The organism is Streptomyces beihaiensis (assembly GCF_026274175.1).
GTDB lineage: Bacteria > Actinomycetota > Actinomycetes > Streptomycetales > Streptomycetaceae > Streptomyces > Streptomyces beihaiensis.
Map to the genome: position 1 here is coordinate 18421 of NZ_JAPHNL010000264.1, position 18597 is coordinate 37017.

Sequence of the window (18597 nt, forward strand, 5' to 3'; positions counted from 1 at the left end):
CTGCTACCGTGCCGTCATGTCGGCAGGAAAATCGCAGGCGCGGGCCGAGACCGGCCTCGTCGACCAGTGGCGGGACATCCTCTCGGTGCACGCGCACACCATGTGCGAACTGGACCGCGAGCTGCATCCGCACGGCCTGGGCGCGAGCGACTTCGAGGTCCTCGACGTGCTTGCCGGGTGCCCGGCCGAGGACGGCGGGGAGGCGTACCGGGTCCAGGACATCGCCGCGCGGGTCCACCTGAGCCAGAGCGCCCTGTCCCGCCTCATCGGGCGGCTTGAGAAGGACGGCCTCGTGGAGCGCGGCATGTGCAGCGAGGACCGGCGCGGAGTGCGCGTCCTTCTCACCGCGAAGGGGCGCGACCTGCACGCCGAGGTGCGGCCGCTGCAGCGGGCCGTGCTGCGCCGGATGCTGGACCCTGACCGGTCCTAGCCTGTCCGGGGCGGATCGTGTCGGGGCCGCGGGGTCTGGTGCGCACGTCCGCGGCGTTGTCGTCGGTTGCCGACTCCGCCGGCCTCGAACCGACCTCTGCCCGGCTCGGCCGTGAGGCACCCCCTTCGCGTCGCCGCCGCCCTTCTCCGCCTTGCGGCCGCACGCACCGGACCCCGCCCAGCGGCACCGATCGGCACGGTCGACCGAGTCCGACCCGATCCGCCGGACAGGCCCTACGTGTGTCCCGGCGTGGGCGAGGCGGGCGCGGGTCCGGAAGCCCGTGGCGGGTCCACGGCGCGGCCGAGGGCCCTCCGGGCCGCGGGTGCGGATCTCGCAATCCACACCGGCGGCGTCGGCCGGATCAGACGCCCGAGCGCTCCCGCCACAGTTCGGCGATCGAGGCGTCTCCGCTCACGGCCGCGAACGGCAGCCGGTTCCACAGCGCCAGGTAGAGCCGCGCCGCGGGCCCGGACACCTCGCAGTCCGCCTCGCCGCCCGTGCCGCGCTCCGCCACCGGCGGGTCCTGCGTGATGCGTACGGTCCATGCGGCGTTGGCGTCGGTGGCCCGCACCCGCAGCACCCGGGGCAGGTCCGAGCGCATCCGGCTGCGCTCGCGCCCGTGGAAGTCGAACAGCAGCTCGTCGATCCCGTCCACCGCGAAGTCCGTGCCGATGGCGGCGCCCGCGGCCTCGGGCGACGAGGTCAGGGCGGACTCGGCGTCCACCCGGTGCACGGTCGTCTCGTGGGCCTGGCGCCGCGCCCAGAACGCCAGCGGCGACGGTGCGGCGAAGAAGGCCCAGCACGCGACGTCGGGGCGGGCACCGGTCAGGGTGTCGACCAGATGGCGGTGCCCCTCCCGGAACCAGCTCAGCAACTCGTCACCGTCCAGGTCGGGCGTGTCCTCGAACGGCCTGCGCTCGGTGTGCCCCTCGGCCAGGTACGAGGCGGCCCAGCGGTGCACCGCGCCCTGATGGCGGACCAGGTCCCGCACTCGCCAGTCGGGACATGTCGTCACCGGCGCGTCGACACCGGCCTTCTGCGCGGCGTCCGCGAGCGACTGCCCCTGCGTCTCGACGACTTGGATGTAATCGGCGATCTCCATGTGCCGAGTCTGCCTGCTGGAGTGGGCCGGGAGTCAACCGATTTAGGGCCTGTCCGGCGGGTCAGGCCGGAATCGGTCGACCGTGCCGATCGGTGCTGCTGAGCGGGGCCTGGTGCGTCGAGAGGCGAGGCGGAGGAGGGCGGCGACGCGCAGCGTCGGCAACCGACGACAACGCCGCAGGCCCGCGTGCCAGGGCTTGCGACCCCGCCACAATCCGCCGGACAGACCCTATGTGTGGTGTCTCATGACGTTGGCTCCGTGAGGTCGATGACGGCTCTTGTCCGCCATGCCGATGGACTGTCACACTCGGCAGCCATGAGTTCGAATATCCGGCGCGCAGCGGGGACGCAAACCTTCTTTGACGTGCTGCTTCGCTGGCTATGGATCAAGCGCCCCTCACCAACGAGAGATCGCGACGACTTCCTCGCCGGAACCACGCTCACGGTGTCCTGCTTCTCGCGAGCCATCGCAGGCGGCTCTGCCTGCCGCCAACTCGGCTACCTCCACCTCACCCACGGGCAACCGATCACGTGGCACCGTTCCGGCAGACGCCCCGTGGTGCTCCGCCCGCCCTTCGCCCTCATCCCCTGCCCGGCCAAGTCCCCCGGGCGCTGGAAGCTGGCATCGTTCCACCTCGACACGGCAGAAGGCCCCCGCGACCTGCTCATCCCCAAGCTCGACGGACCCCTCGTGGAACAGGCGCTGAAGGCAGCGGACACCTGACATGGCCAAGGCCAGCGTCTACGCGGACGTGCGCCGCTGTGCTCGCGGTGGTGTGGTACTCGTTCGCCCTGTGGTTCCTGATGCACATCCTGACGCGACGAAACGATCAGCCCCACCCCCTCTCGGCCTGCGGGCCGGGAGGGGCTTTCGTCATGTCCGCTGGACCGCATAGCCTCCGCGCATGGCTGACTTCTTCCAGGTGTCCACCGCTACCCCCACCCGCGAGCAGGCCGTCGAACTCGCCCGCACCGTTGTCGCCGAGCGGCTCGCCGCCGGAGCCCAGATCATCGGCCCCGTCACCTCCGCGTTCTGGCACGACGGGGAGTTTGGCACCGGTGAGGAATGGCAGTTGCTGCTGAAGACCACCCGAGCCCGCTACCCCGAGCTCGAGGCGCACCTTCTCAAGCACCACCCGTGGCAGAACCCGGAGATCGCCGCCGTGGCGCTTGAGGCCGGGTCCGAGGGCTGCTTGCGCTGGATCACCGCTAACACGACCCCGGCCAAGTAGGTCAACCGCACGCCCGCTCCAGCACATCGGCGGCCGCGGGCAGCGCCCGATGTTCGCCCAGTCGCTGCAGTACTGGCTCCAGCTGCGCGCGGGGCCGGACTGAGGCGACGCCGGTCGCCAGGTCGAGCGCGCGGCCCGCGATCACGGCCGCCTGTTCGGGTTCGCTCGCGGCCAGGTAGGAGTCGGCGAGCCACGACAGGTACAGCGCCTTGTCGCGGGCGTGTGAGTCGTCGTACTGGGCGAGCGCCTCCTCAAGGACTGGCACGGCACGGAGCGGGCGGCGGAGGACGGTCCAGCAGCGGCCGGACATGATCTGTAGCTCGGTCTCGTCGACCCAGGATGCCCAGTCTGGCTGCGGTGCGTCGTCGACGTCGGCGAGCGCGTCGCGGGCGGCGCTCAGGGCGCGTTCGGTTTCGTCGGCTTGGCCCGCGACGGCGTGCGCCCATGCGAGCCGCTCGTACAGCAGGGCGCGCACCTGGGGTGCCGCGTCGGGTCCGGCGGTCGCGCACGAGCGGGCCGCGGTCTGGACTCCGGCCTGCCGGTCTCGGGGCAGCTGTTGGTAGGCGACGTGGGCGAGGGCGTTTCCTGCCAGCTGGTCGTCTCCCGCGTCGACGGCGGCCCGGTGGCTGGCCTCGTACAGTCCCTGGGCCTCGGCGTGGCGGCCTCCGTCGAACGCGGCCCATCCCGCCTGCTGTGCCTGTTCGGCGAGCACGGACAGCAGGCCGCGGCCGGTCTCCTCGCTGTACGAGGCCCGGCGGAGAAGGACCCGAGTGTCCTGGTATTCGCCGAGGTAGGTCCGGTAGGTGTCGCCGCCGCCGAGGACATCGTCGAGGCGCCGCAGGCGGGCCGTGCGTCGCCGGAGCCGGTCAGGGACGTCGCTGCCGATGCGGCCGGTGTGGGTGGGCCGGGTGAGGTCGGGCAATCCCACGGCGAGGCTTGCGGCGGCTGTTGTCTTGAGGAACTCTCGGCGGTCAGCACCGGGCCGGAGGGCGGGTTCGGGTGTGGTCTCCCAGGGCCGGGCGGCTAGACCCACCATGTGGCCGGGGATGCGGAGCGCGTCGGCGATCCGCACGATCTTCTCGAAGCTGGTGATGCGTCCGCGCCCGCGGGCGAGGGTGCCCACTCGTTCCGGCTTGATGCCGCACTCAGCGGCGATGGCCGAGTAGCTGATGCCAGCCTCGGCGCGTGCGAGGACGAACACCGTGCCGAAGTCGTGTTCGGCGAGCGCGGCCACCAGGTCGGGCCGCTTGAGGAGTTCCGGGGGCAGCACTGTGGGCGGTTCGTAGCCGGTCACGAACCCAGCGTACCCACCATGGGTACCCCCTGAAGGGAAGTCAGCAGCGTCGCCTGCGCGCAGGGTTGAGGTTCAGCCCCCGGTGAGGTGGTCGCTTCCCGGGGCGTGGCCAACGCTGCGGAGGAGCGCCGACATGGCACAGACTACGAGCCCGCCCAGAACGGTGGAACCTGCGGCCAACGCTCAGGCTCTCCCCGTGCATGTGCCGCCCGTGGATGAGTTGACGGAGGCGCAGTTGCGCGGTCACCGCTGCGTGTGGTGCGCGAACCCGCTCGACCCGGACCGGTGTATCGACCTCGGCGAGCGGATCGCCGAGGACGGCTACCGCTGCTTCCCACGCGCCTGCACCATCTGCACCGTCGCCATGGTCCACGCCCAGCTCGTCGAGCACTCTGCCACCTGCGAGCAGTGCGTCGACGACGGCACGCTGTGCGCGGAGACGGCCGAGCTGCGGCGCACGCTGCGGGACGGACGGCGACTGTGAGCGCCGAGGGCGGCCGGTACTGCTGGCACTGCGCCGAACCGATCCGACCGGGCGAGGCCGCAGACACGGTCGACGTGTTCAGCCCGTCCGGGCCGGGGCCCGTCGTCGAACGGCACCGCGTGTGCCCCTTCTCGCCGCCGCCCAGGCAGACGGCCCCGGTCGGCCTGCGGCGCGGCTAGGCCCCCGCCGTCGGCTGCCCAGAGAAAAGGCTCTGCACGGTCCGGGTGCCGCAAGCTGCACACCGCCTCAGTTCCTGCCGATGTGCGGGCCGTGCGGTCCCTGCGTCCCCTCGGTGGCCCACTGCGACCCACGGGAGGCTGACGGCGGCGCTGCGGCGCCTACCATCAGCGCGTCGGTTTGACCCGCTGCGATGATGATCAGGAGCACGAGCATGGATGATCACGGCGACGACTTCGGCCCGTGGGAGGGCCAGAGGGGCACGGACAGCCGGACGGATGAGGACTGGCTCACTGTCGCTCGTTACGTCCGTCACGCAGCCAACAAGCTCGGCCCGGAGCTGCCGCTGTGTCTGCCGGGGGAGCCGCAGGCGTGCGGAAGGAGCGCGCAGCAGCACGTCGTCTCGTGGTCGGCGCATCTGAAGGCGGTGGCGCATCACCTCATCGAGCGGTCGACGCCGAGCGAGGCGAGGGGCGTGCACGCTGCCGGTCCGCTGTATCAGCGTCGGCTGGCGGACCTGCGCGCGCTGAGTGCGCTCACGTCGGCGCCACAGTGAGGTGAGGACCCGTTAGCCGAAGCGGTGACCGCCTCGGCCCCGCTCGTCTGCTTCCCCGTGGCGGATGGGCGGGGCTTCCTGCTGCTCAGGAGTTGAGGACGGACACGTCCTTGCCGAGCGCCTGAGCGATCGTGAGCAGGTCGCTGTAGCGCGGGTCGGCCTCGCCTGACTCGATGCGCTGGAGGTGGCTGCGGCTCAGCCCGGTGGCTGCGAAGAGGGATTCCTGCGTGTGGTGGGCGGCGGCGCGCTGCCGATGCGTTCGCCCAGCTCGCGGCGCCGCTGCATGCTCCAGTCCGGGGTGTCGCGAGGCACCCGACACAACTGAAATGCGCATGTTCACATGTCAGCACCAGCCCTGATGCTTTTTCTGGCAGACCGTCAGTGCACGCGTGGCTGCCCCTGCCGCCCGCCCCGGCGATGTCCCGCAAGACGTTGCCGGGGCCGGCTTCTCTGTCCATGTGGACCGGTCGCCTCAGTTAGTGCAATTCACACGTTGACCCCGCCGTACGCGCTGCCGAAGACCAGCAGCACGGCGCAGGCCACGGTGACGGGGTGGCTGCCGTAGCGGCGGCACAGCCTCCCGGTCACCGTCATCGTGATCACCGCGCCGGCGGAGACACAGAGCAGCGCGAGACCGAGGGCGCTCGTGGAGGCACCGGTGCGGTCCTTGATGTCGGGGATACGGACGACCCACCCGGCGAAGACGAACCCGTCCAGGGCGAAGAAGACGGTCAGGACGGCGCGCAGCCGGGTCAGATCCGGCGCGGCGCGGGGGACGTCGGCGCTGACGGCCCCGAGTTTGTTTATTTGCGGCACAAAGTCAGGTTAGGGGTGCCCCCCCGAAGGGGACAAGAGGAGTGCGCGGCGACGTGGCACGTGTGGGCGGGGTCACCAGGAGGGGGTCGTCGATTGGCCGGAGACGGCCTGGCGCGCCGCACCGGGGCTTTCTACGATGCGGTTGCTCGTTTCATCCGCACCTTTGCACTGCGGCTTCATCGAGTTCCCCCTTGCTCGGTCACACACCCCTCACCCCGTCGTGCCCGAGCGTGCTCGCGCGGCATGGCGGGTCTGCAGCAATGGACGGGAGAAAACCATGGCAGGTGCACTTCTGGTGAGCGGCGCCGTGGCGGCTCTGTTCGCGACGGCGATTCCCGCGCACGCGGACAGACAGGCGTCCGTCTTCCGCGACCCGCCGCCGGACAAGATCGTCATCGACATCGCCACGGTGAACGGCTCCGGCTGCCCCAAGGGCACCGCCGCCGTCGCCGTGTCCACGGACAACACGGCCTTCACGGTCACGTACAGCCAGTACCTCGCACAGGTCGGCGGAGTGTCGGACCCGACCGCCTTCCGCAAGAACTGCGAGCTCAGCCTCGTCGTGAACGTCCCGCAGGGCTTCACCTACGCCATCGCGAGCGCCGACTACCGGGGGTTCGCGTCGCTGCAGCCGGGCGCCTCGGGCACCGAGAAGGCCTCGTACTACTTCCAGGGCTCGGCGGACACGGCCGCCAAGAGCCACGAGTTCGACGGCGCCTACTCGGACAACTGGGAGGCGACCGACACCACCGACGTCGCTCAACTCGTCTGGGCGCCCTGCGGGGTGGAGCGGAACTTCAACGTCAACACGGAGCTGCGGGTGGACGCCGGAACCTCGGATCCGGCCAGGACGAGCTTCATGACGATGGACTCCACCGACGGCAGCATCAACACGACGTACCACCTGGCCTGGAAGGAGTGCCCGGCGAGCTGACGCATCTCCTGGCGGCGTGACATCGCCTACCGGCGGCCGCTCGTGTCAGACAGCGACGACCCGCACGCCCGCTTCCTCGAACCGGGCCAGGTCCCCGGCGTCGGCCGCCGTGTCCGTCACCAGGACGTCCAACTGCCCGACTCCGCAGATCCGTGCGAACGCCCGGTGCCCCAGCTTGCTGGAGTCGGCGGCGACCACCACGCGCTCCGCTCGTTCACACAACAAGCGGTTGATCGCGGCCTCCGCCTCGTCGTGCGCGGAGGCGCCGTGCTCGGCGTCGAGTCCGACGACGCCGAGCACGGCCGTGTCGAGGGTGATCTGGCTCAACACCCCGTCTGCCAGCGGGCCGATCAGCTCGTACGACTGCGGGCGGGCGACCCCACCGGTCAGTACGATCTTGAACTGGGGCCGCACCGCGAGCTCGTTGGCGATGTTGAGGGCGTTGGTGACGACCGTGAGCGCGGGCGTGCCGGAGGACAGGTCGGGCCGTACCGCGAGCGCCCGCGCCACCTCGGTCGTCGTCGTTCCGCCGGTCAGGCCCACCGCTTCGCCGGGGGTGAGCAGTTCGGCCACGGCCTTGGCGATGCGCTGCTTCTCGGCCGCGCCCAGCGCGCTCTTGTAGCGCAGTGGCAGCTCGTAGCTGACGCCGTGCACCACGGCGCCGCCCCGGGTGCGCACCAGCATCTGCTGCTCCGCGAGCTGGTCGAAGTCGCGGCGGATCGTCGCCGCCGAGACGCCCAGCTCGGTGGCGGCCTGCTCCACGTCGAGGCGGCCGCGCTCGACGAGCAGTTCCAGGAGGGACTTCCACCGGGCGTCGCGGGACATCCGCGGCCTCCAATCCGTACGCCGTACTTCGTCACTTCATCGGCCGTCACTTCATGGCCGTCACTTCATCGGTCACCGTGCCGCACAAACCCTAGCCCCATGCGCACAGATGCTTGCTTCTGCTTGAAATGCCGCTATATCTTGCAGGAACAAGCATGTATACGAGCAAGCACGCAATGCGTGAGTCGACCGCGCGGTGGGGGCAGGGCATGAGTCATGTCGAGAACGAACTGAACAGCCAGCCGGAGTGCTGGACACGGGCCGCCGGGCTCGCCGCCGGGCACCGCGCCGCGCTGCCCGCGCCGGGCGAGCGGGTCGCGCTGGTCGGGTGCGGAACCTCGTGGTTCATGGCGCAGGCCGCCGCCGTGCTGCGCGAACAGGCGGGGCAGGGGGAGACCGACGCGTTCGCGGCGTCCGAGTTCCCGGCCGGGCGGAGCTACGACCGGGTGGTCGCGCTCACCCGGTCCGGCACCACCACCGAGGTGCTCGACCTGCTGGCCGCCCTCAAGGACAAGGTGCCCACGACCGCCGTCACCGGCGACCCCGACACGCCCGTGCGCAGCGCCGCCGACCATCTGGTCGTGCTCGACTTCGCCGACGAGCGGTCCGTCGTGCAGACCCGGTTCGCCACGACCGCACTCACCCTGCTCCGCGCCCACCTGGGTCTCCATGGCGAACAGGCCGTCGCCGACGCCCGCACCGCGCTCGCCGAGCCGCTGCCCGAAGGGCTCGTCGAATGCGGCCAGTTCACCTTCCTGGGCCGTGGCTGGACCGTCGGCCTCGCCAACGAGGCCGCGCTGAAGATGCGCGAGGCGTCCCTGTCGTGGACCGAGGCGTACCCGGCGATGGAGTACCGCCACGGTCCGATCAGCGTCACCACGACGGGCACCGCCACCTGGATGTTCGGCAAGGCGCCCGAGGGCCTCGCCGAACAGGTCGCCGCGACCGGCGCGCACTGGATCGAGGGACGTCTCGACCCGCTGGCCGAACTGGTCCGCGCCCAGCGGCTCGCCGTCGCCGTCGCCGCCCGGCAGGACCTCGACCCGGACCGGCCGCGCCACCTCACCCGCTCCGTGATCCTCACCTCCGACTGACGGCGCCAGAAGCCCAGAAGCTCGTAAGCCCAGAAAGTCGGAAGCTCAGAAGGTCGGAAGCCCGGACGCCCAGAACGCCAGAACGCCAGAACGCCAGAAGGGATGGGGCCGTGCCCCTCGCAGCAACAGGGACGCTCGTCGCGCGGGCCACGGCCCGCCGCGGCGCCGTCGCCGCGTTCAACGTCATCACCCTCGAACACGTCGAGGCGGTCGTCGCGGGCGCCGAGGCCGCCGACGCCCCCGTGATCCTCCAGATCAGCGAGAACGCCGTCCGCTACCGCTACGGCCGGCTCCTCCCGCTGGCTCGCGCCGCCGCCGCCGCGGCCGAGGGCGCTCGGGTCGACGTCGCCCTCCACCTCGACCACGTACAGAGCGACGACCTGCTGCGGCAGGCCGTCGACGCCGGATTCGGCTCGGTGATGTACGACGCCGCACGCCTGTCCTATGACGAGAACCTCGCGGCTACCCGCGCCGCCGCCGACTGGGGCCATGCCAACGGCCTGTGGGTGGAGGCCGAGTTGGGCGAGGTCGGCGGTAAGGCCGGCCGCGACGGCCGGGTGCGACCGCCGCTGGACGCGCACGCGCCCGGCGCCCGCACCGATCCCGGGGAGGCCCGCGCGTTCGTGGCCGACTCCGGCGTGGACGCGCTGGCCGTCGCGATCGGGTCCTCGCACGCCATGACGACTCGCACCGCCTCGCTCGACCACGACCTGCTCAAACGGCTCGCCGACGGTCTCGACGTGCCGCTGGTGCTGCACGGCTCATCCGGGGTGCCGGACGACGAACTGACCGCGGCGGTCCGCGGGGGCATCGGCAAGGTCAACATCGGCACGGCCCTCAACGTCGCCATGACCGCCGCGATCCGCGAGTTCCTCGCCGCCCACCCCGACGCCGTCGACTCGCGCAAGTATCTGACCGTGGGGCGCGAGGCGATGGCCCGCACGGTGCGCGAGCTGATCGCGGTGGTGCGCGGCGGATAGGCTCGTCCGTATGGGCGACACACTCTTCCCGCGCGAGCGGCGGGAGATCGCGCCGGGCGCCGTGCACCTGCCCGACTGGCTGGCGCCTGACGAGCAGCGCGAGCTGGTCGAGGCATGCCGGGCGTGGGCTCGTCCGCCCGCCGGTCTTCGCACCGTCCGCACCCCCGGGGGCGGCACCATGAGCGCCCGGCAGTTCGGGCTCGGCTGGCACTGGTCACCGCGCGGCTACGCACGCGTGGCCGCCGACGGCGACGGGCAGCCGGTCAAGCCGATGCCGGGCCACCTCGCCGGTCTGGCGCGTCGGGCGGTGTCCGACGCGTACGGCGAGACCCCGGACCCGAGCGCGTACCGCCGCGCCCGCGCCCGCGACCGTGACTTCGCCCGCGCCCGCGCCCGCGCCCGCGCCCGCGACTACGACTACGACATCGCGCTGGTCAACTTCTACGACGCGCACGCGCGCATGGGCATGCACCAGGACAAGGACGAGCGGTGCGACGCGCCTGTCGTCTCGCTCAGCCTGGGCGACTCCTGCGTCTTCCGCTTCGGCAATCCGCACACCCGTACCAAGCCGTACACGGACGTCGAACTGCGCAGCGGCGACCTGTTCGTGTTCGGCGGCCCGTCACGCCTCGCCTTCCACGGGGTGCCGCGCGTCCTCGGCGGGACCGGGCCCGCCGAGCTGGGGCTCGTCGGGCGGCTCAACGTCACGCTGCGGGCGAGCGGGTTCGAGTGAGCGGCCGCGGGTGAGCGGCCCCGGGCGAGCGGGTTCGAGTGAGCGGCGTGGGTGAGCCGGTTCGGGTGACCGGGAGCCGGCAGAGGCACCGGATACCATTCCTGACCGTGATCTGGGCGAGGAGTTGCTGATGGGCGGCAGGGCGGCCTCCGGAAACGGAAGCCAAGCGGCGGGCGGCGGTGCCGTACGGGCGCCGCGACTCGAGCGGGGCCGCAGCGCGCTCGGACCCGCGCTCGAACTCGTCCACACCGGGCGCGCCCCGACGCGCGCCGTGCTCACCGCGGAACTCGGTGTGACCCGCGCGACCGCGGGCGCCGTCGCGGCCGAGCTGGAGGCGCTGGGCCTGATCCGGATCGATGCCAAGCCGAGCGCGGCGTCCGGTTCCCAGGGCCGCCCCTCGCACCGCCTCTCCGTCGCCGAGGACGGCCCGGTGGCGCTGGCCGCGCAGGTGCACGCGGACGGCTACCGGGTGGCGCTCGTCGGGCTCGGCGGGCAGATCGTCGCCACGACGCCCGGCTGCGAGATCATCGACCCCGACCCGGCCCACGTGTTGCGCTCGGTCGTCGAGGCGGGGACCCGGCTGCTGGGGGCCTCCGGCAGGCGGTGCGTCGGCGCGGGGCTCGCCGTCCCGTCCGCCGTCGCCGAGCCGGACGGAGCCGCGCTCAACCCGCTCCACCTGGCCTGGCCGGTCGGCGCCCCGGTCCGCCGGATCTTCGCGGACTGCGTGCACGAGGCGGGGCTCGACGTCCCGGCGTTCGCCGCGAACGACGTGAACCTCGCCGCACTGGCCGAGCACCGGCACGGCGCCGGGCGCGGCGCGCGGGACCTGCTCTGCGTCGCCACCGGGCACCGGGGTGTCGGCGGCGCCCTGGTCATCGACGGCCGCCTGCACACCGGCAGTTCCGGCCTCGCCCTGGAGGTCGGCCACCTCACCGTCAATCCGGAGGGGCGCCCCTGCCACTGCGGGAGCCGCGGGTGCCTCGACGTCGAGGCCGACCCGAACGCCTTCCTCGCCGAGGCGGGGCGCGCGCCGGGCCCCGAGGGGTCGCTCCTGCAACAGGCCCGCGACCTGCTGCACGACGCCGCCGACGACCCGGGCGTACGGGCGGCCACCGAGGTGCTGGTGGACCGGCTCGGCCTCGGCCTGGCGGGTCTGGTCAACATCCTCAACCCGGACCGCATCATCCTGGGGGGCCTGCACCGCTTCCTCCTCGAGGCGGCCCCGGAGCGCCTGCGGGCCGTCGTCGCCGACCGCAGCCTGTGGGGCCGCAGCGGCGGCGTTCCCATCCTGGCGTGCACGCTCGACCACAACGGTCTGGTCGGCGCCGCCGAACTGGCCTGGCAGCCCGCGCTCGACGACCCGCTCAGGGCGCTCGCCGTGAGGTGACCGGCCGGCCGGGCCCACGGCCGCCGCCGACCGGTCCCGCCCGTCTCAGGTCCACTCGACGGCGAAGGCCCGTGCCGGATTGGCGGTGAGGATCCGTTCCACCGTCTCCCGGCCCAGCGAGGCTTCGAGCCTCGGCCGCACCCGGCGCAGCAGATACGGCATTCCCGGCCCGCCGCTCACCGACCTGGCCCCGGCCGTGGTGGTGTCCCCGCCGAGCAGCAGCCGGTCCGCGTGTCCGGCCGAGGCCAGCGCCGCCATCGAGTCGGGCATCCGCCAGTCCGTCGCGTGGTTGGCCCGCGACGGCCCGTCGAACGCTAGATACGCGCCGGACCGGGCTGCCTCCGTCTGCGTCACGATGTCGGGGGAGCGGTTGAGGTGACCGAGGACGACCCGGTGGGGCGCTACCTCCAACTCGCCGCACAGCAGGTCGAGCACGTCGAGCGCGCCGGTGCCGAGCTCGTGGTGGACGGCGATCGGCGCCCCCGTCGCGTGGTGCGCTTCCGCGGCGGCCCGCATGGTGCGCCGCGCGTGCGCGTCGAGAGCGTGGAAGCCGCCGGCGACCTTGATCAGACCCGCCCGTACGCCGGAGTCCCCGATCCCCTCGGTGAGTTCGCGCACGAAGAGCGCCGCGAGGTCGGTGGCCGCGGTGGCGGCCAACTCCGCGCTGTAGTGGGCCGCTTGGTGCAGTCCCGTCGCGGCGACGATACGCACGCCGGTGGCGGCGGCGAGCTCCGGCAGCCGTTCGGCGCGCCGCCCGAGACCGTGCGGCGTCCACTGCACGACCGTCCCGCCGCCCACCGCCGCGTACGCCGCCAGCTCCTGCCTGGCGAGTTCGACGTCGTCCAGCTCCTGGCCGGGCAGCAGCGGGCTGCGGAAGAAGAGGTGATCGTGCGCGTCGATTACACCCAACAGCCTTGGATCGACGTCACCTTGGACTGTCCGGACGGTCCGGACGGCCGCGGCTCGGCCGGGGCCCCGGCTCACCACTGCCTGCCCGCGGTCAGTCGGCCGCGCTCCGGCTGCGACACGTGCAGGACCTGGTACACGTCACCCGGCGCCTCGGGCGCCCCGTGTGCCCACACGGAGAAGGTGACCCGCTCCCAGGTGCGCGGATCGACCCCCGCCGCCGCGTACAACACGCCGTCTCCGGCGGCGAGTCGGGTGACCTCGTCCACCGCGTCGGCGGCCGTCGCCGCCAGGTCGGCACCCGGCTCGACGGGAGTGCGGCGCCGCACGGCACTTCGCGCCACGGTGGCCGTCGCGGGCCCGGCCTCGTAGGCCAGACCCGTCCAGTGCTGTACGACGGGTCGACCGAAGTCGTTCACCACGCCCTGGAAACCGGGGCCCCAGAGAAAGGAGTTCATGCCCTGCGGCGAGGCCCACAGATAGAAGGAACCGTACAGATTGACCGGGGAGCCCCGCTCGCCGCGCACCCGCATCAGATACGCCTTGGCGCCGAGCCCCGGGTGGTCGTCCAGCAGGTGCCCCTTGGCCGCCACTCGATTCCGGATGATGTCCATGTCGTAGTCGGCGGGCAACGTCATCTCGTACTGCATGGCGTGCATCGTCGCTGGCCGGCCTCTCTCGTCTCGGTGGTGGAAAGTCCTCGTTCAGGCGCGGTCGGTGCGGCGCAGAAGTGCGAGCAGGCCGCGCACGCCGGCGTCGAAGGCGTCCGTGGCGCCCGAGGCGCGGGCCAGGACGTAGCCGCCCTGCACCGTCGCCACGATCGCCGCCGCGACGTCGTCCGGCACCAGGTGAGCGGCGAACTCACCGCGGTCCACGCCTTCCTCGACGACCGTCGCGAGCCGGTCGCGCACGTAGGCGATGGTCTCGTCGACCGGGGCGCGCAGCTCGTCGCTGGCGAGCACTTCCGGGTCCATCGTCAGTCGCCCCACGGGGCACCCGCGCAGCACGTCACGCTCACGCAGCAGGTACGCCTCCACCCGCCCGTAGGCCGATTCGCGCGAGTCCAGCAGGCGGTCGACCGACGCGCGCAGCTCCTCCCCGGTACGGCGGATCGCGGCGAGCGCGAGGTCCGGCTTGCCGGTGAAGTGGTGGTACATGCTGCCCTGGCCGACACCCGCCCGCTGCAAGATCGCCTTCGGGCTCGTGCCCACGTAACCGCGCTCCCACAGGAGCTCACGGGTGGTTTCGATCAGACGCTCCTGAGTGCTCATGCTCATGAAGCCATCGTACATACTAGTAGTTACAGACGGCGGAGGGGGCAGGGAGGCGGCAGGGAGGTAGCAGGGAGACGGGAAGGGCGAGCAGGGCGGGCGGGCTTCCGTACTCCCGGGGAGGTACACGAGGTGTCGCTGCCCGTACGACGCCCCGGGACCCTGTCGGCGCGAGGCTCGAGTCATCAGCACCACCAGCATGTCGACCGACTCGGGAGATGACTCAGATGCAGACCCTCGCACACTTCGGCGGCGGCCCCGGCCCGTGGATACTCCTGTTCCCGCTGATCTGGGCGGCCGTCGTGGTCGGCGCCGTCACTCTGCTGCGTCGCACCCTCCGCCGCGGGGGCGGCGGCCCCTGGCGGCCGGGGGCCCGCCTCGACGAGAACGCACCGATCGCCGTGCTCGGCCGCCGGTTCGCCGCAGGTGAGATCGACGAGGACGAGTACTGGCGCCGCCTGACGGTCCTCAACGAGGAGTTCGGCCGCTACGGTTCCGGCGGCTCCGCGAAGGGCGGTGCGGCCTGACCGGCGAGACGCCGCGCCATGGCCCCCGCGACGCCGCCGTCCGTGCCCTCGACGGCATGAGCGTCCGACGCGGGAGCGGCACGGCGTTCGTGTCCGCGACGCCGCCGGTGCGGTAAGCGGGCGCGGCGCCCCACGCCGGTTCGCCGCGCCGGCGGTGCTCCGTGGCCGTGTCCGACGCGCCCGGGAGCGGTCGTGCGGCCCCGGTCACCGCCCGGTCAGCCTGCGACGGCCGACCGGGCGGGAGTATGGGCGGGTGCGTGGCCCTCGCCGCGGGCGGGCGTCGCACGGCGGACTCGGCGTGCGGACGGCTCCGGGGCGGGGGCCGTCGCGGGCAGGGTGAACCAGACGACCTTGCCGTCGTGGCCGTGCGGCGACGCGCCCCAGCTCTCGCTGACCGCCGCGATCAGGGCGAGCCCGCGTCCTGAGGTGTCCAACGGCTGTGGTGCGCGCACGTCGGGCAGGATCGGGTCGTGGTCGCGCACGGCGATGGTGAGGGTGCCGCGCAGCAGCCTCATCTCGACGGTGCACGTCTTGTCGGGCCCGGCGTGCCGGTGCACGTTGGTCAGGAGTTCGGTCACGCCGAGTGCGGCGCGGTCGATCAAGGCGTCCAGATGCCAGTAGCGCAACTGCGCCGATACGATTCTGCGGACCTGTCCGATCCGCGACGGCAGGGCTTGGAGCTCCACCGTGCAATGCCTGCTCTGCTGGCTGATCACGGCTGCGACTCCCCGAATGAGGTCCGGAAGAGGACGAGAACGGATCGTGTGGAGCGACCGCGTGGTGCCGGAACGCCCGCTGCATGCCCGGCGGGCTGGTTCGCAGCGTCACCGCCGGTAAACCCTGAGTAGTGTCGTGAGACCAGAGTGACGCAGGGGATGCGACCGTGCAACTTCGGTGACTGACGCCCGTGACGCGGGAGCCACGCCGCACGTGACGACGCCACGCGCCGCGAACCCCGGTCCGGCCATCGCTTCGCCCCCTCCGGTGCGCCCGTGCGGTGCAGTCTGCACGCGCCGCGCGAGGAGGACCAGTGTTCTTGCGGACAGGTTGTGAAGCAATGGGCGCAAGCGGAGTTCACGCCCCCGCGCGCCCTCCCGCGCCCCGTGCGCCAGGCTTGGCTTTGAGGCCCTCAAAGGGGTGTTTATGCAGGTGAGAAGCGTGCGGAAGGTGTTTATGATCGAGGCGTCAGGTCGTTTTCGGCCAGGCATCACCGTGGTCCGTACGGCACCTTTTCCCCGCCCGGGCCGACGCCCGGAACGACGTGAAGGAGCCGCGCGATGAGCACCGTCCAGCAGGGCAGCCAGGCGAGCGGGAACACCACCGCCGAACCCATGCCGACGCTCGACGTCGACCACACCGACCCCGCGTACCGCGGCTGGCTCAAGGAAGCCGTCCGCAAGGTCCAGGCCGACAACAACCGGTCCGCCGACACCCACCTGCTGCGCTTCCCGCTGCCCGAGCACTGGGGCATCGACCTCTACCTCAAGGACGAGTCCACCCACCCCACCGGCAGCCTCAAGCACCGCCTGGCACGCTCGCTGTTCCTGCACGGGCTGTGCAACGGCTGGATCCGCCCCGGCCGCCCCGTCATCGAGGCGTCCAGCGGCTCGACCGCGGTCTCCGAGGCGTACTTCGCGAAGCTCATCGGCGTGCCGTTCATCGCCGTGATGCCGCGCACGACGAGCGCCGAGAAGTGCCGCCTGATCGAATTCCACGGCGGCCGGTGCCACTTCGTCGACGACCCGCGGACTATGTACGAGGAGTCGGCGGCCCTCGCCGCACGCACCGGCGGCCACTACATGGACCAGTTCACCTACGCGGAGCGGGCCACCGACTGGCGCGGCAACAACAACATCGCCGAGTCGATCTACCGGCAGATGGCCCTCGAACGCTACCCGTGCCCGACGTGGATCGTGGCCACGGCCGGCACCGGCGGCACCTCCGCGACCCTGGCCCGCTACGTGCACTACATGCAGCACGACACCCGCGTCTGCGTCGCCGACCCGGAGAACTCCTGCTTCTTCGAGGGCTGGACGACGAACAACCCGGACGCGACGAGCGAGTGCGGCTCCCGCATCGAGGGCATCGGCCGCCCGCGCATGGAGCCCAGCTTCGTGCCCGGTGTCATCGACCGCATGATGAAGGTCCCCGACGCGGCGAGCGTGGCCGCCGTGCGAGCCCTGGAAGCCGCCATCGGACGCAAGGCGGGCGGCTCGACCGGCACCGGCCTGTGGAGCGCCCTCAAGATCGTCGCGGAGATGGTGGCGGAGGGCCGCACCGGCAGCGTCGTCACCCTGCTCTGCGACCCGGGCGACCGCTACCTCGACAAGTACTACTCGGACGAGTGGCTCGCCGAACAGCACATGGACATCACCCCGTACGCGCGGACCATCGCGCGGCTCCTGGAGACGGGGGAGTGGAACTGACGGGCGGGGAAGTCACGCGGCGGCCGACGTGAGCCGTCGCTCCAGCGCCCCCACGGCGTCCCGGAACGCCCGCCCGAGACCGGCCCGGCCCAGCCTCACGGCGAGCAGGAACGGCGCTGTTCCGTCCGCCGTGAACGTCCACCGCACGCGCGCCCCGCCCGCCACCGGCACGATCCGCCACTCCTCCAACAGGGCCCGCGCACCCGGCGCGTTGGTCTCGTCGACCCGGTACGCGTACACGCTGTCGGGCTCGGCCGCCACGATCGTCTCCAGGAAGCGGCCCCCGCCCTTGAGACGGATCTCCCGGCGGGCACCGTCACCCAGCGGCCGGGCGAGCGTCACGGCGGCGAACCACTCCGACCACCCCGGCACGTCATCGGCCAGCGCGTGGTAGACGGCGTCGGGCGAGGCCGACACCTCACGGGCGAACACCAGACGCAGCGGCGCGGTGTCGAGGAAGTCGAGACCGACGGGGAGGAGACGGCGTGCCATGGACGTTCAGCCCCCAAACACGTGACGGGCGATCAACTGGCGGACAGAGCCGCCCGGTCCCCCGGGCATCGCCACCATAGCCGCGGCACCGTCAGATGTCTGCACCGCTTTCCGGTTCACCGGCGACGATCAGCCGCACCTGCTCGGAGACCTCCGCACGCGCCTCTACAGGCAGCCCCGCGTCCGTCACCAGCGTGTCCACCTCGTCGAGCGAGGCGAACGAACTCAGCCCCACCGTGCCCCACTTGGTGTGGTCGGCCACGACGACCACCCGGCGCGCCGAGTGCACCAGTCGCCGGTTGGTCTCCGCCTCGGCCAGGTTCGGCGTGGACAGGCCCGCCTCCAGCGATATGCCGTGCACCCCCAGGAACAGCACGTCGAAGTGGAGCGACGCGATGGCCTGGTCCGCGACCGGACCCACCAGCGAGTCCGACGGAGTGCGCACCCCGCCGGTCAGCACCACCGTCGCCGTGCCCGGACGGCTGCCCGGCCCGCCCTGCGCGGTGTGGAACACGTCCGCCACCCGGACCGAGTTGGTGACGATCGTCAGATCCGGCACGTCCAGCAGCCGCTGCGCCAGCGCGTACGTCGTCGTACCACCGGACAGGGCGATCGCCGTGCCGGGCGCCGCCAGCGTCGCCGCCGTGCGCGCGATGTCCTCCTTGGCGGTCAGCTCCAGGCTCGACTTGGCCTCGAACCCCGGCTCGTGGGTGCTCGCCTCGGCCACCGGGACGGCGCCGCCGTGAACCTTCTCGAGCACGCCCTGGCGGGCCAGCGCGTCCAGGTCGCGGCGGACCGTCATGTCGGACACACCGAGTTTCCTCGTGAGTTCATTGACCCGGACGCCGCCGCGCCTGCGCACCTCGTCGACGATCAGGGCACGCCGCTGCTCCGCGAGGAGGTTCGGATTCTCGCTCACGTCCCGCTGGGTC

Annotated in this window: 23 protein-coding genes and 1 pseudogene; 13 read left to right on the forward strand and 11 right to left on the reverse strand. The window is 72.2% G+C overall.

The window, feature by feature from the left end; translation table 11 throughout:
- The first annotated feature begins 16 nt into the window (after positions 1-16).
- Positions 17-430 carry a MarR family winged helix-turn-helix transcriptional regulator gene (locus OFY01_RS21155; protein WP_266602277.1) on the forward strand — a complete coding sequence of 138 codons (414 nt, stop codon included), beginning with the start codon at positions 17-19 and terminating at the stop codon, positions 428-430.
- Between the two features lie 361 nt (positions 431-791).
- Here the strand turns inward: OFY01_RS21155 and OFY01_RS21160 are convergent, their stop codons facing one another.
- On the reverse strand, positions 792-1532 hold the full coding sequence (locus OFY01_RS21160; protein ID WP_266602279.1) for a maleylpyruvate isomerase family mycothiol-dependent enzyme: 741 nt from the start codon (positions 1530-1532) through the stop codon (positions 792-794).
- A gap of 315 nt (positions 1533-1847) precedes the next feature.
- On the opposite strand from OFY01_RS21160, the gene OFY01_RS21165 reads away from it, so the two are divergent.
- Positions 1848-2255 carry a hypothetical protein gene (locus tag OFY01_RS21165; protein WP_266602281.1) on the forward strand — a complete coding sequence of 136 codons (408 nt, stop codon included), beginning with the start codon at positions 1848-1850 and terminating at the stop codon, positions 2253-2255.
- A 181-nt stretch (positions 2256-2436) separates the two neighbouring features.
- Positions 2437-2763, forward strand: a complete 327-nt coding sequence (gene cutA, locus OFY01_RS21170; RefSeq protein WP_266602283.1) for a divalent-cation tolerance protein CutA — start codon at positions 2437-2439, stop codon at positions 2761-2763.
- Between the two features lies 1 nt (position 2764).
- On the opposite strand, the gene OFY01_RS21175 is transcribed toward cutA, so the two are convergent.
- Positions 2765-4057, reverse strand: a complete 1293-nt coding sequence (locus OFY01_RS21175; protein ID WP_266602285.1) for a helix-turn-helix domain-containing protein — start codon at positions 4055-4057, stop codon at positions 2765-2767.
- Positions 4058-4268: 211 nt separating this feature from the next.
- On the opposite strand from OFY01_RS21175, the gene OFY01_RS21180 reads away from it, so the two are divergent.
- The 3 genes from OFY01_RS21180 to OFY01_RS21190 all read left to right on the forward strand — a co-directional run bounded on the left by OFY01_RS21180 (position 4269) and on the right by OFY01_RS21190 (position 5274).
- The gene (locus OFY01_RS21180; protein WP_266602287.1) at positions 4269-4541 is read left to right on the forward strand and encodes a hypothetical protein; all 273 of its coding nucleotides are present in this window, start codon (positions 4269-4271) and stop codon (positions 4539-4541) included.
- Entirely contained in the window at positions 4538-4720 is a 183-nt protein-coding gene (locus OFY01_RS21185; RefSeq protein WP_266602289.1) for a hypothetical protein, read from the forward strand. Before OFY01_RS21180 ends, OFY01_RS21185 begins: the two co-directional genes overlap by 4 nt.
- Positions 4721-4932: 212 nt before the next feature.
- Positions 4933-5274, forward strand: a complete 342-nt coding sequence (locus tag OFY01_RS21190; RefSeq protein ID WP_266602291.1) for a hypothetical protein — start codon at positions 4933-4935, stop codon at positions 5272-5274.
- A gap of 85 nt (positions 5275-5359) precedes the next feature.
- On the opposite strand, the gene OFY01_RS21195 is transcribed toward OFY01_RS21190, so the two are convergent.
- The gene (locus OFY01_RS21195) at positions 5360-5608 is read right to left on the reverse strand and encodes a helix-turn-helix domain-containing protein (protein WP_266602293.1); all 249 of its coding nucleotides are present in this window, start codon (positions 5606-5608) and stop codon (positions 5360-5362) included.
- 155 nt (positions 5609-5763) lie between these two features.
- Positions 5764-6090, reverse strand: a pseudogene (locus OFY01_RS21200) (MFS transporter); the annotation flags it as partial.
- A 277-nt stretch (positions 6091-6367) separates the two neighbouring features.
- Between OFY01_RS21200 and OFY01_RS21205 the strand changes: the two are divergent.
- Positions 6368-7024 (forward strand): DUF4360 domain-containing protein, encoded by a 657-nt coding sequence (locus OFY01_RS21205; protein WP_266602295.1) that lies wholly within the window; start codon positions 6368-6370, stop codon positions 7022-7024.
- A 45-nt stretch (positions 7025-7069) separates the two neighbouring features.
- Here the strand turns inward: OFY01_RS21205 and OFY01_RS21210 are convergent, their stop codons facing one another.
- Complete coding sequence (locus OFY01_RS21210) at positions 7070-7849, reverse strand: DeoR/GlpR family DNA-binding transcription regulator (protein ID WP_266602297.1); 780 nt, start codon at positions 7847-7849, stop codon at positions 7070-7072.
- A 209-nt stretch (positions 7850-8058) separates the two neighbouring features.
- Between OFY01_RS21210 and OFY01_RS21215 the strand changes: the two genes are divergently transcribed.
- From OFY01_RS21215 to OFY01_RS21230, 4 genes are all read left to right on the forward strand, one after another.
- Entirely contained in the window at positions 8059-8943 is an 885-nt protein-coding gene (locus OFY01_RS21215) for an SIS domain-containing protein (protein ID WP_266602324.1), read from the forward strand.
- Positions 8944-9053: 110 nt separating this feature from the next.
- On the forward strand, positions 9054-9923 hold the full coding sequence (locus OFY01_RS21220) for a class II fructose-bisphosphate aldolase (RefSeq protein WP_266602299.1): 870 nt from the start codon (positions 9054-9056) through the stop codon (positions 9921-9923).
- 10 nt (positions 9924-9933) lie between these two features.
- Complete coding sequence (locus tag OFY01_RS21225; RefSeq protein ID WP_266602301.1) at positions 9934-10656, forward strand: alpha-ketoglutarate-dependent dioxygenase AlkB family protein; 723 nt, start codon at positions 9934-9936, stop codon at positions 10654-10656.
- Positions 10657-10786: 130 nt separating this feature from the next.
- Positions 10787-12043: an ROK family protein gene (locus tag OFY01_RS21230; protein ID WP_266602303.1), complete on the forward strand. Its 1257-nt coding sequence runs from the start codon at positions 10787-10789 to the stop codon at positions 12041-12043.
- Positions 12044-12088: 45 nt separating this feature from the next.
- On the opposite strand, the gene OFY01_RS21235 is transcribed toward OFY01_RS21230, so the two are convergent.
- The 3 genes from OFY01_RS21235 to OFY01_RS21245 all read right to left on the reverse strand — a co-directional run bounded on the left by OFY01_RS21235 (position 12089) and on the right by OFY01_RS21245 (position 14220).
- Entirely contained in the window at positions 12089-12952 is an 864-nt protein-coding gene (locus tag OFY01_RS21235) for a phosphotriesterase family protein (RefSeq protein WP_266602304.1), read from the reverse strand.
- Between the two features lie 71 nt (positions 12953-13023).
- Complete coding sequence (locus OFY01_RS21240; RefSeq protein ID WP_266602305.1) at positions 13024-13608, reverse strand: DUF4865 family protein; 585 nt, start codon at positions 13606-13608, stop codon at positions 13024-13026.
- Between the two features lie 45 nt (positions 13609-13653).
- Complete coding sequence (locus OFY01_RS21245; protein WP_266602326.1) at positions 13654-14220, reverse strand: TetR/AcrR family transcriptional regulator; 567 nt, start codon at positions 14218-14220, stop codon at positions 13654-13656.
- A 227-nt stretch (positions 14221-14447) separates the two neighbouring features.
- On the opposite strand from OFY01_RS21245, the gene OFY01_RS21250 reads away from it, so the two are divergent.
- Positions 14448-14747 carry an SHOCT domain-containing protein gene (locus OFY01_RS21250; RefSeq protein WP_266602306.1) on the forward strand — a complete coding sequence of 100 codons (300 nt, stop codon included), beginning with the start codon at positions 14448-14450 and terminating at the stop codon, positions 14745-14747.
- Between the two features lie 215 nt (positions 14748-14962).
- Here the strand turns inward: OFY01_RS21250 and OFY01_RS21255 are convergent, their stop codons facing one another.
- Entirely contained in the window at positions 14963-15463 is a 501-nt protein-coding gene (locus OFY01_RS21255; RefSeq protein WP_266602308.1) for an ATP-binding protein, read from the reverse strand.
- A gap of 561 nt (positions 15464-16024) precedes the next feature.
- On the opposite strand from OFY01_RS21255, the gene cds1 reads away from it, so the two are divergent.
- Positions 16025-17173 carry an L-cysteine desulfhydrase Cds1 gene (gene cds1 / locus OFY01_RS21260; protein WP_323135538.1) on the forward strand — a complete coding sequence of 383 codons (1149 nt, stop codon included), beginning with the start codon at positions 16025-16027 and terminating at the stop codon, positions 17171-17173.
- A 12-nt stretch (positions 17174-17185) separates the two neighbouring features.
- Here the strand turns inward: cds1 and OFY01_RS21265 are convergent, their stop codons facing one another.
- Positions 17186-17665: an SRPBCC family protein gene (locus tag OFY01_RS21265; protein WP_266602309.1), complete on the reverse strand. Its 480-nt coding sequence runs from the start codon at positions 17663-17665 to the stop codon at positions 17186-17188.
- Between the two features lie 91 nt (positions 17666-17756).
- Positions 17757-18584, reverse strand: coding sequence for a DeoR/GlpR family DNA-binding transcription regulator (locus OFY01_RS21270; RefSeq protein ID WP_266602310.1), 828 nt, complete (start codon positions 18582-18584; stop codon positions 17757-17759).
- Between the last annotated feature and the right edge of the window lie 13 nt (positions 18585-18597).

What these genes read in the sequence shown, in the direction of transcription:
- OFY01_RS21155 (WP_266602277.1), top strand. Translation starts at nt 17, where the DNA reads ATGTCGGCAGGAAAATCGCAGGCGCGGGCCGAGACCGGCCTCGTCGAC.
- OFY01_RS21160 (WP_266602279.1), bottom strand. Translation starts at nt 1,532, where the DNA reads ATGGAGATCGCCGATTACATCCAAGTCGTCGAGACGCAGGGGCAGTCG.
- OFY01_RS21165 (WP_266602281.1), top strand. Translation starts at nt 1,848, where the DNA reads ATGAGTTCGAATATCCGGCGCGCAGCGGGGACGCAAACCTTCTTTGAC.
- cutA (WP_266602283.1), top strand. Translation starts at nt 2,437, where the DNA reads ATGGCTGACTTCTTCCAGGTGTCCACCGCTACCCCCACCCGCGAGCAG.
- OFY01_RS21190 (WP_266602291.1), top strand. Translation starts at nt 4,933, where the DNA reads ATGGATGATCACGGCGACGACTTCGGCCCGTGGGAGGGCCAGAGGGGC.
- OFY01_RS21195 (WP_266602293.1), bottom strand. Translation starts at nt 5,608, where the DNA reads ATGCGCATTTCAGTTGTGTCGGGTGCCTCGCGACACCCCGGACTGGAG.
- OFY01_RS21205 (WP_266602295.1), top strand. Translation starts at nt 6,368, where the DNA reads ATGGCAGGTGCACTTCTGGTGAGCGGCGCCGTGGCGGCTCTGTTCGCG.
- OFY01_RS21210 (WP_266602297.1), bottom strand. Translation starts at nt 7,849, where the DNA reads ATGTCCCGCGACGCCCGGTGGAAGTCCCTCCTGGAACTGCTCGTCGAG.
- OFY01_RS21215 (WP_266602324.1), top strand. Translation starts at nt 8,059, where the DNA reads ATGAGTCATGTCGAGAACGAACTGAACAGCCAGCCGGAGTGCTGGACA.
- OFY01_RS21225 (WP_266602301.1), top strand. Translation starts at nt 9,934, where the DNA reads ATGGGCGACACACTCTTCCCGCGCGAGCGGCGGGAGATCGCGCCGGGC.
- OFY01_RS21230 (WP_266602303.1), top strand. Translation starts at nt 10,787, where the DNA reads ATGGGCGGCAGGGCGGCCTCCGGAAACGGAAGCCAAGCGGCGGGCGGC.
- OFY01_RS21240 (WP_266602305.1), bottom strand. Translation starts at nt 13,608, where the DNA reads ATGCACGCCATGCAGTACGAGATGACGTTGCCCGCCGACTACGACATG.
- OFY01_RS21245 (WP_266602326.1), bottom strand. Translation starts at nt 14,220, where the DNA reads ATGAGCACTCAGGAGCGTCTGATCGAAACCACCCGTGAGCTCCTGTGG.
- OFY01_RS21250 (WP_266602306.1), top strand. Translation starts at nt 14,448, where the DNA reads ATGCAGACCCTCGCACACTTCGGCGGCGGCCCCGGCCCGTGGATACTC.
- cds1 (WP_323135538.1), top strand. Translation starts at nt 16,025, where the DNA reads ATGAGCACCGTCCAGCAGGGCAGCCAGGCGAGCGGGAACACCACCGCC.
- OFY01_RS21265 (WP_266602309.1), bottom strand. Translation starts at nt 17,665, where the DNA reads ATGGCACGCCGTCTCCTCCCCGTCGGTCTCGACTTCCTCGACACCGCG.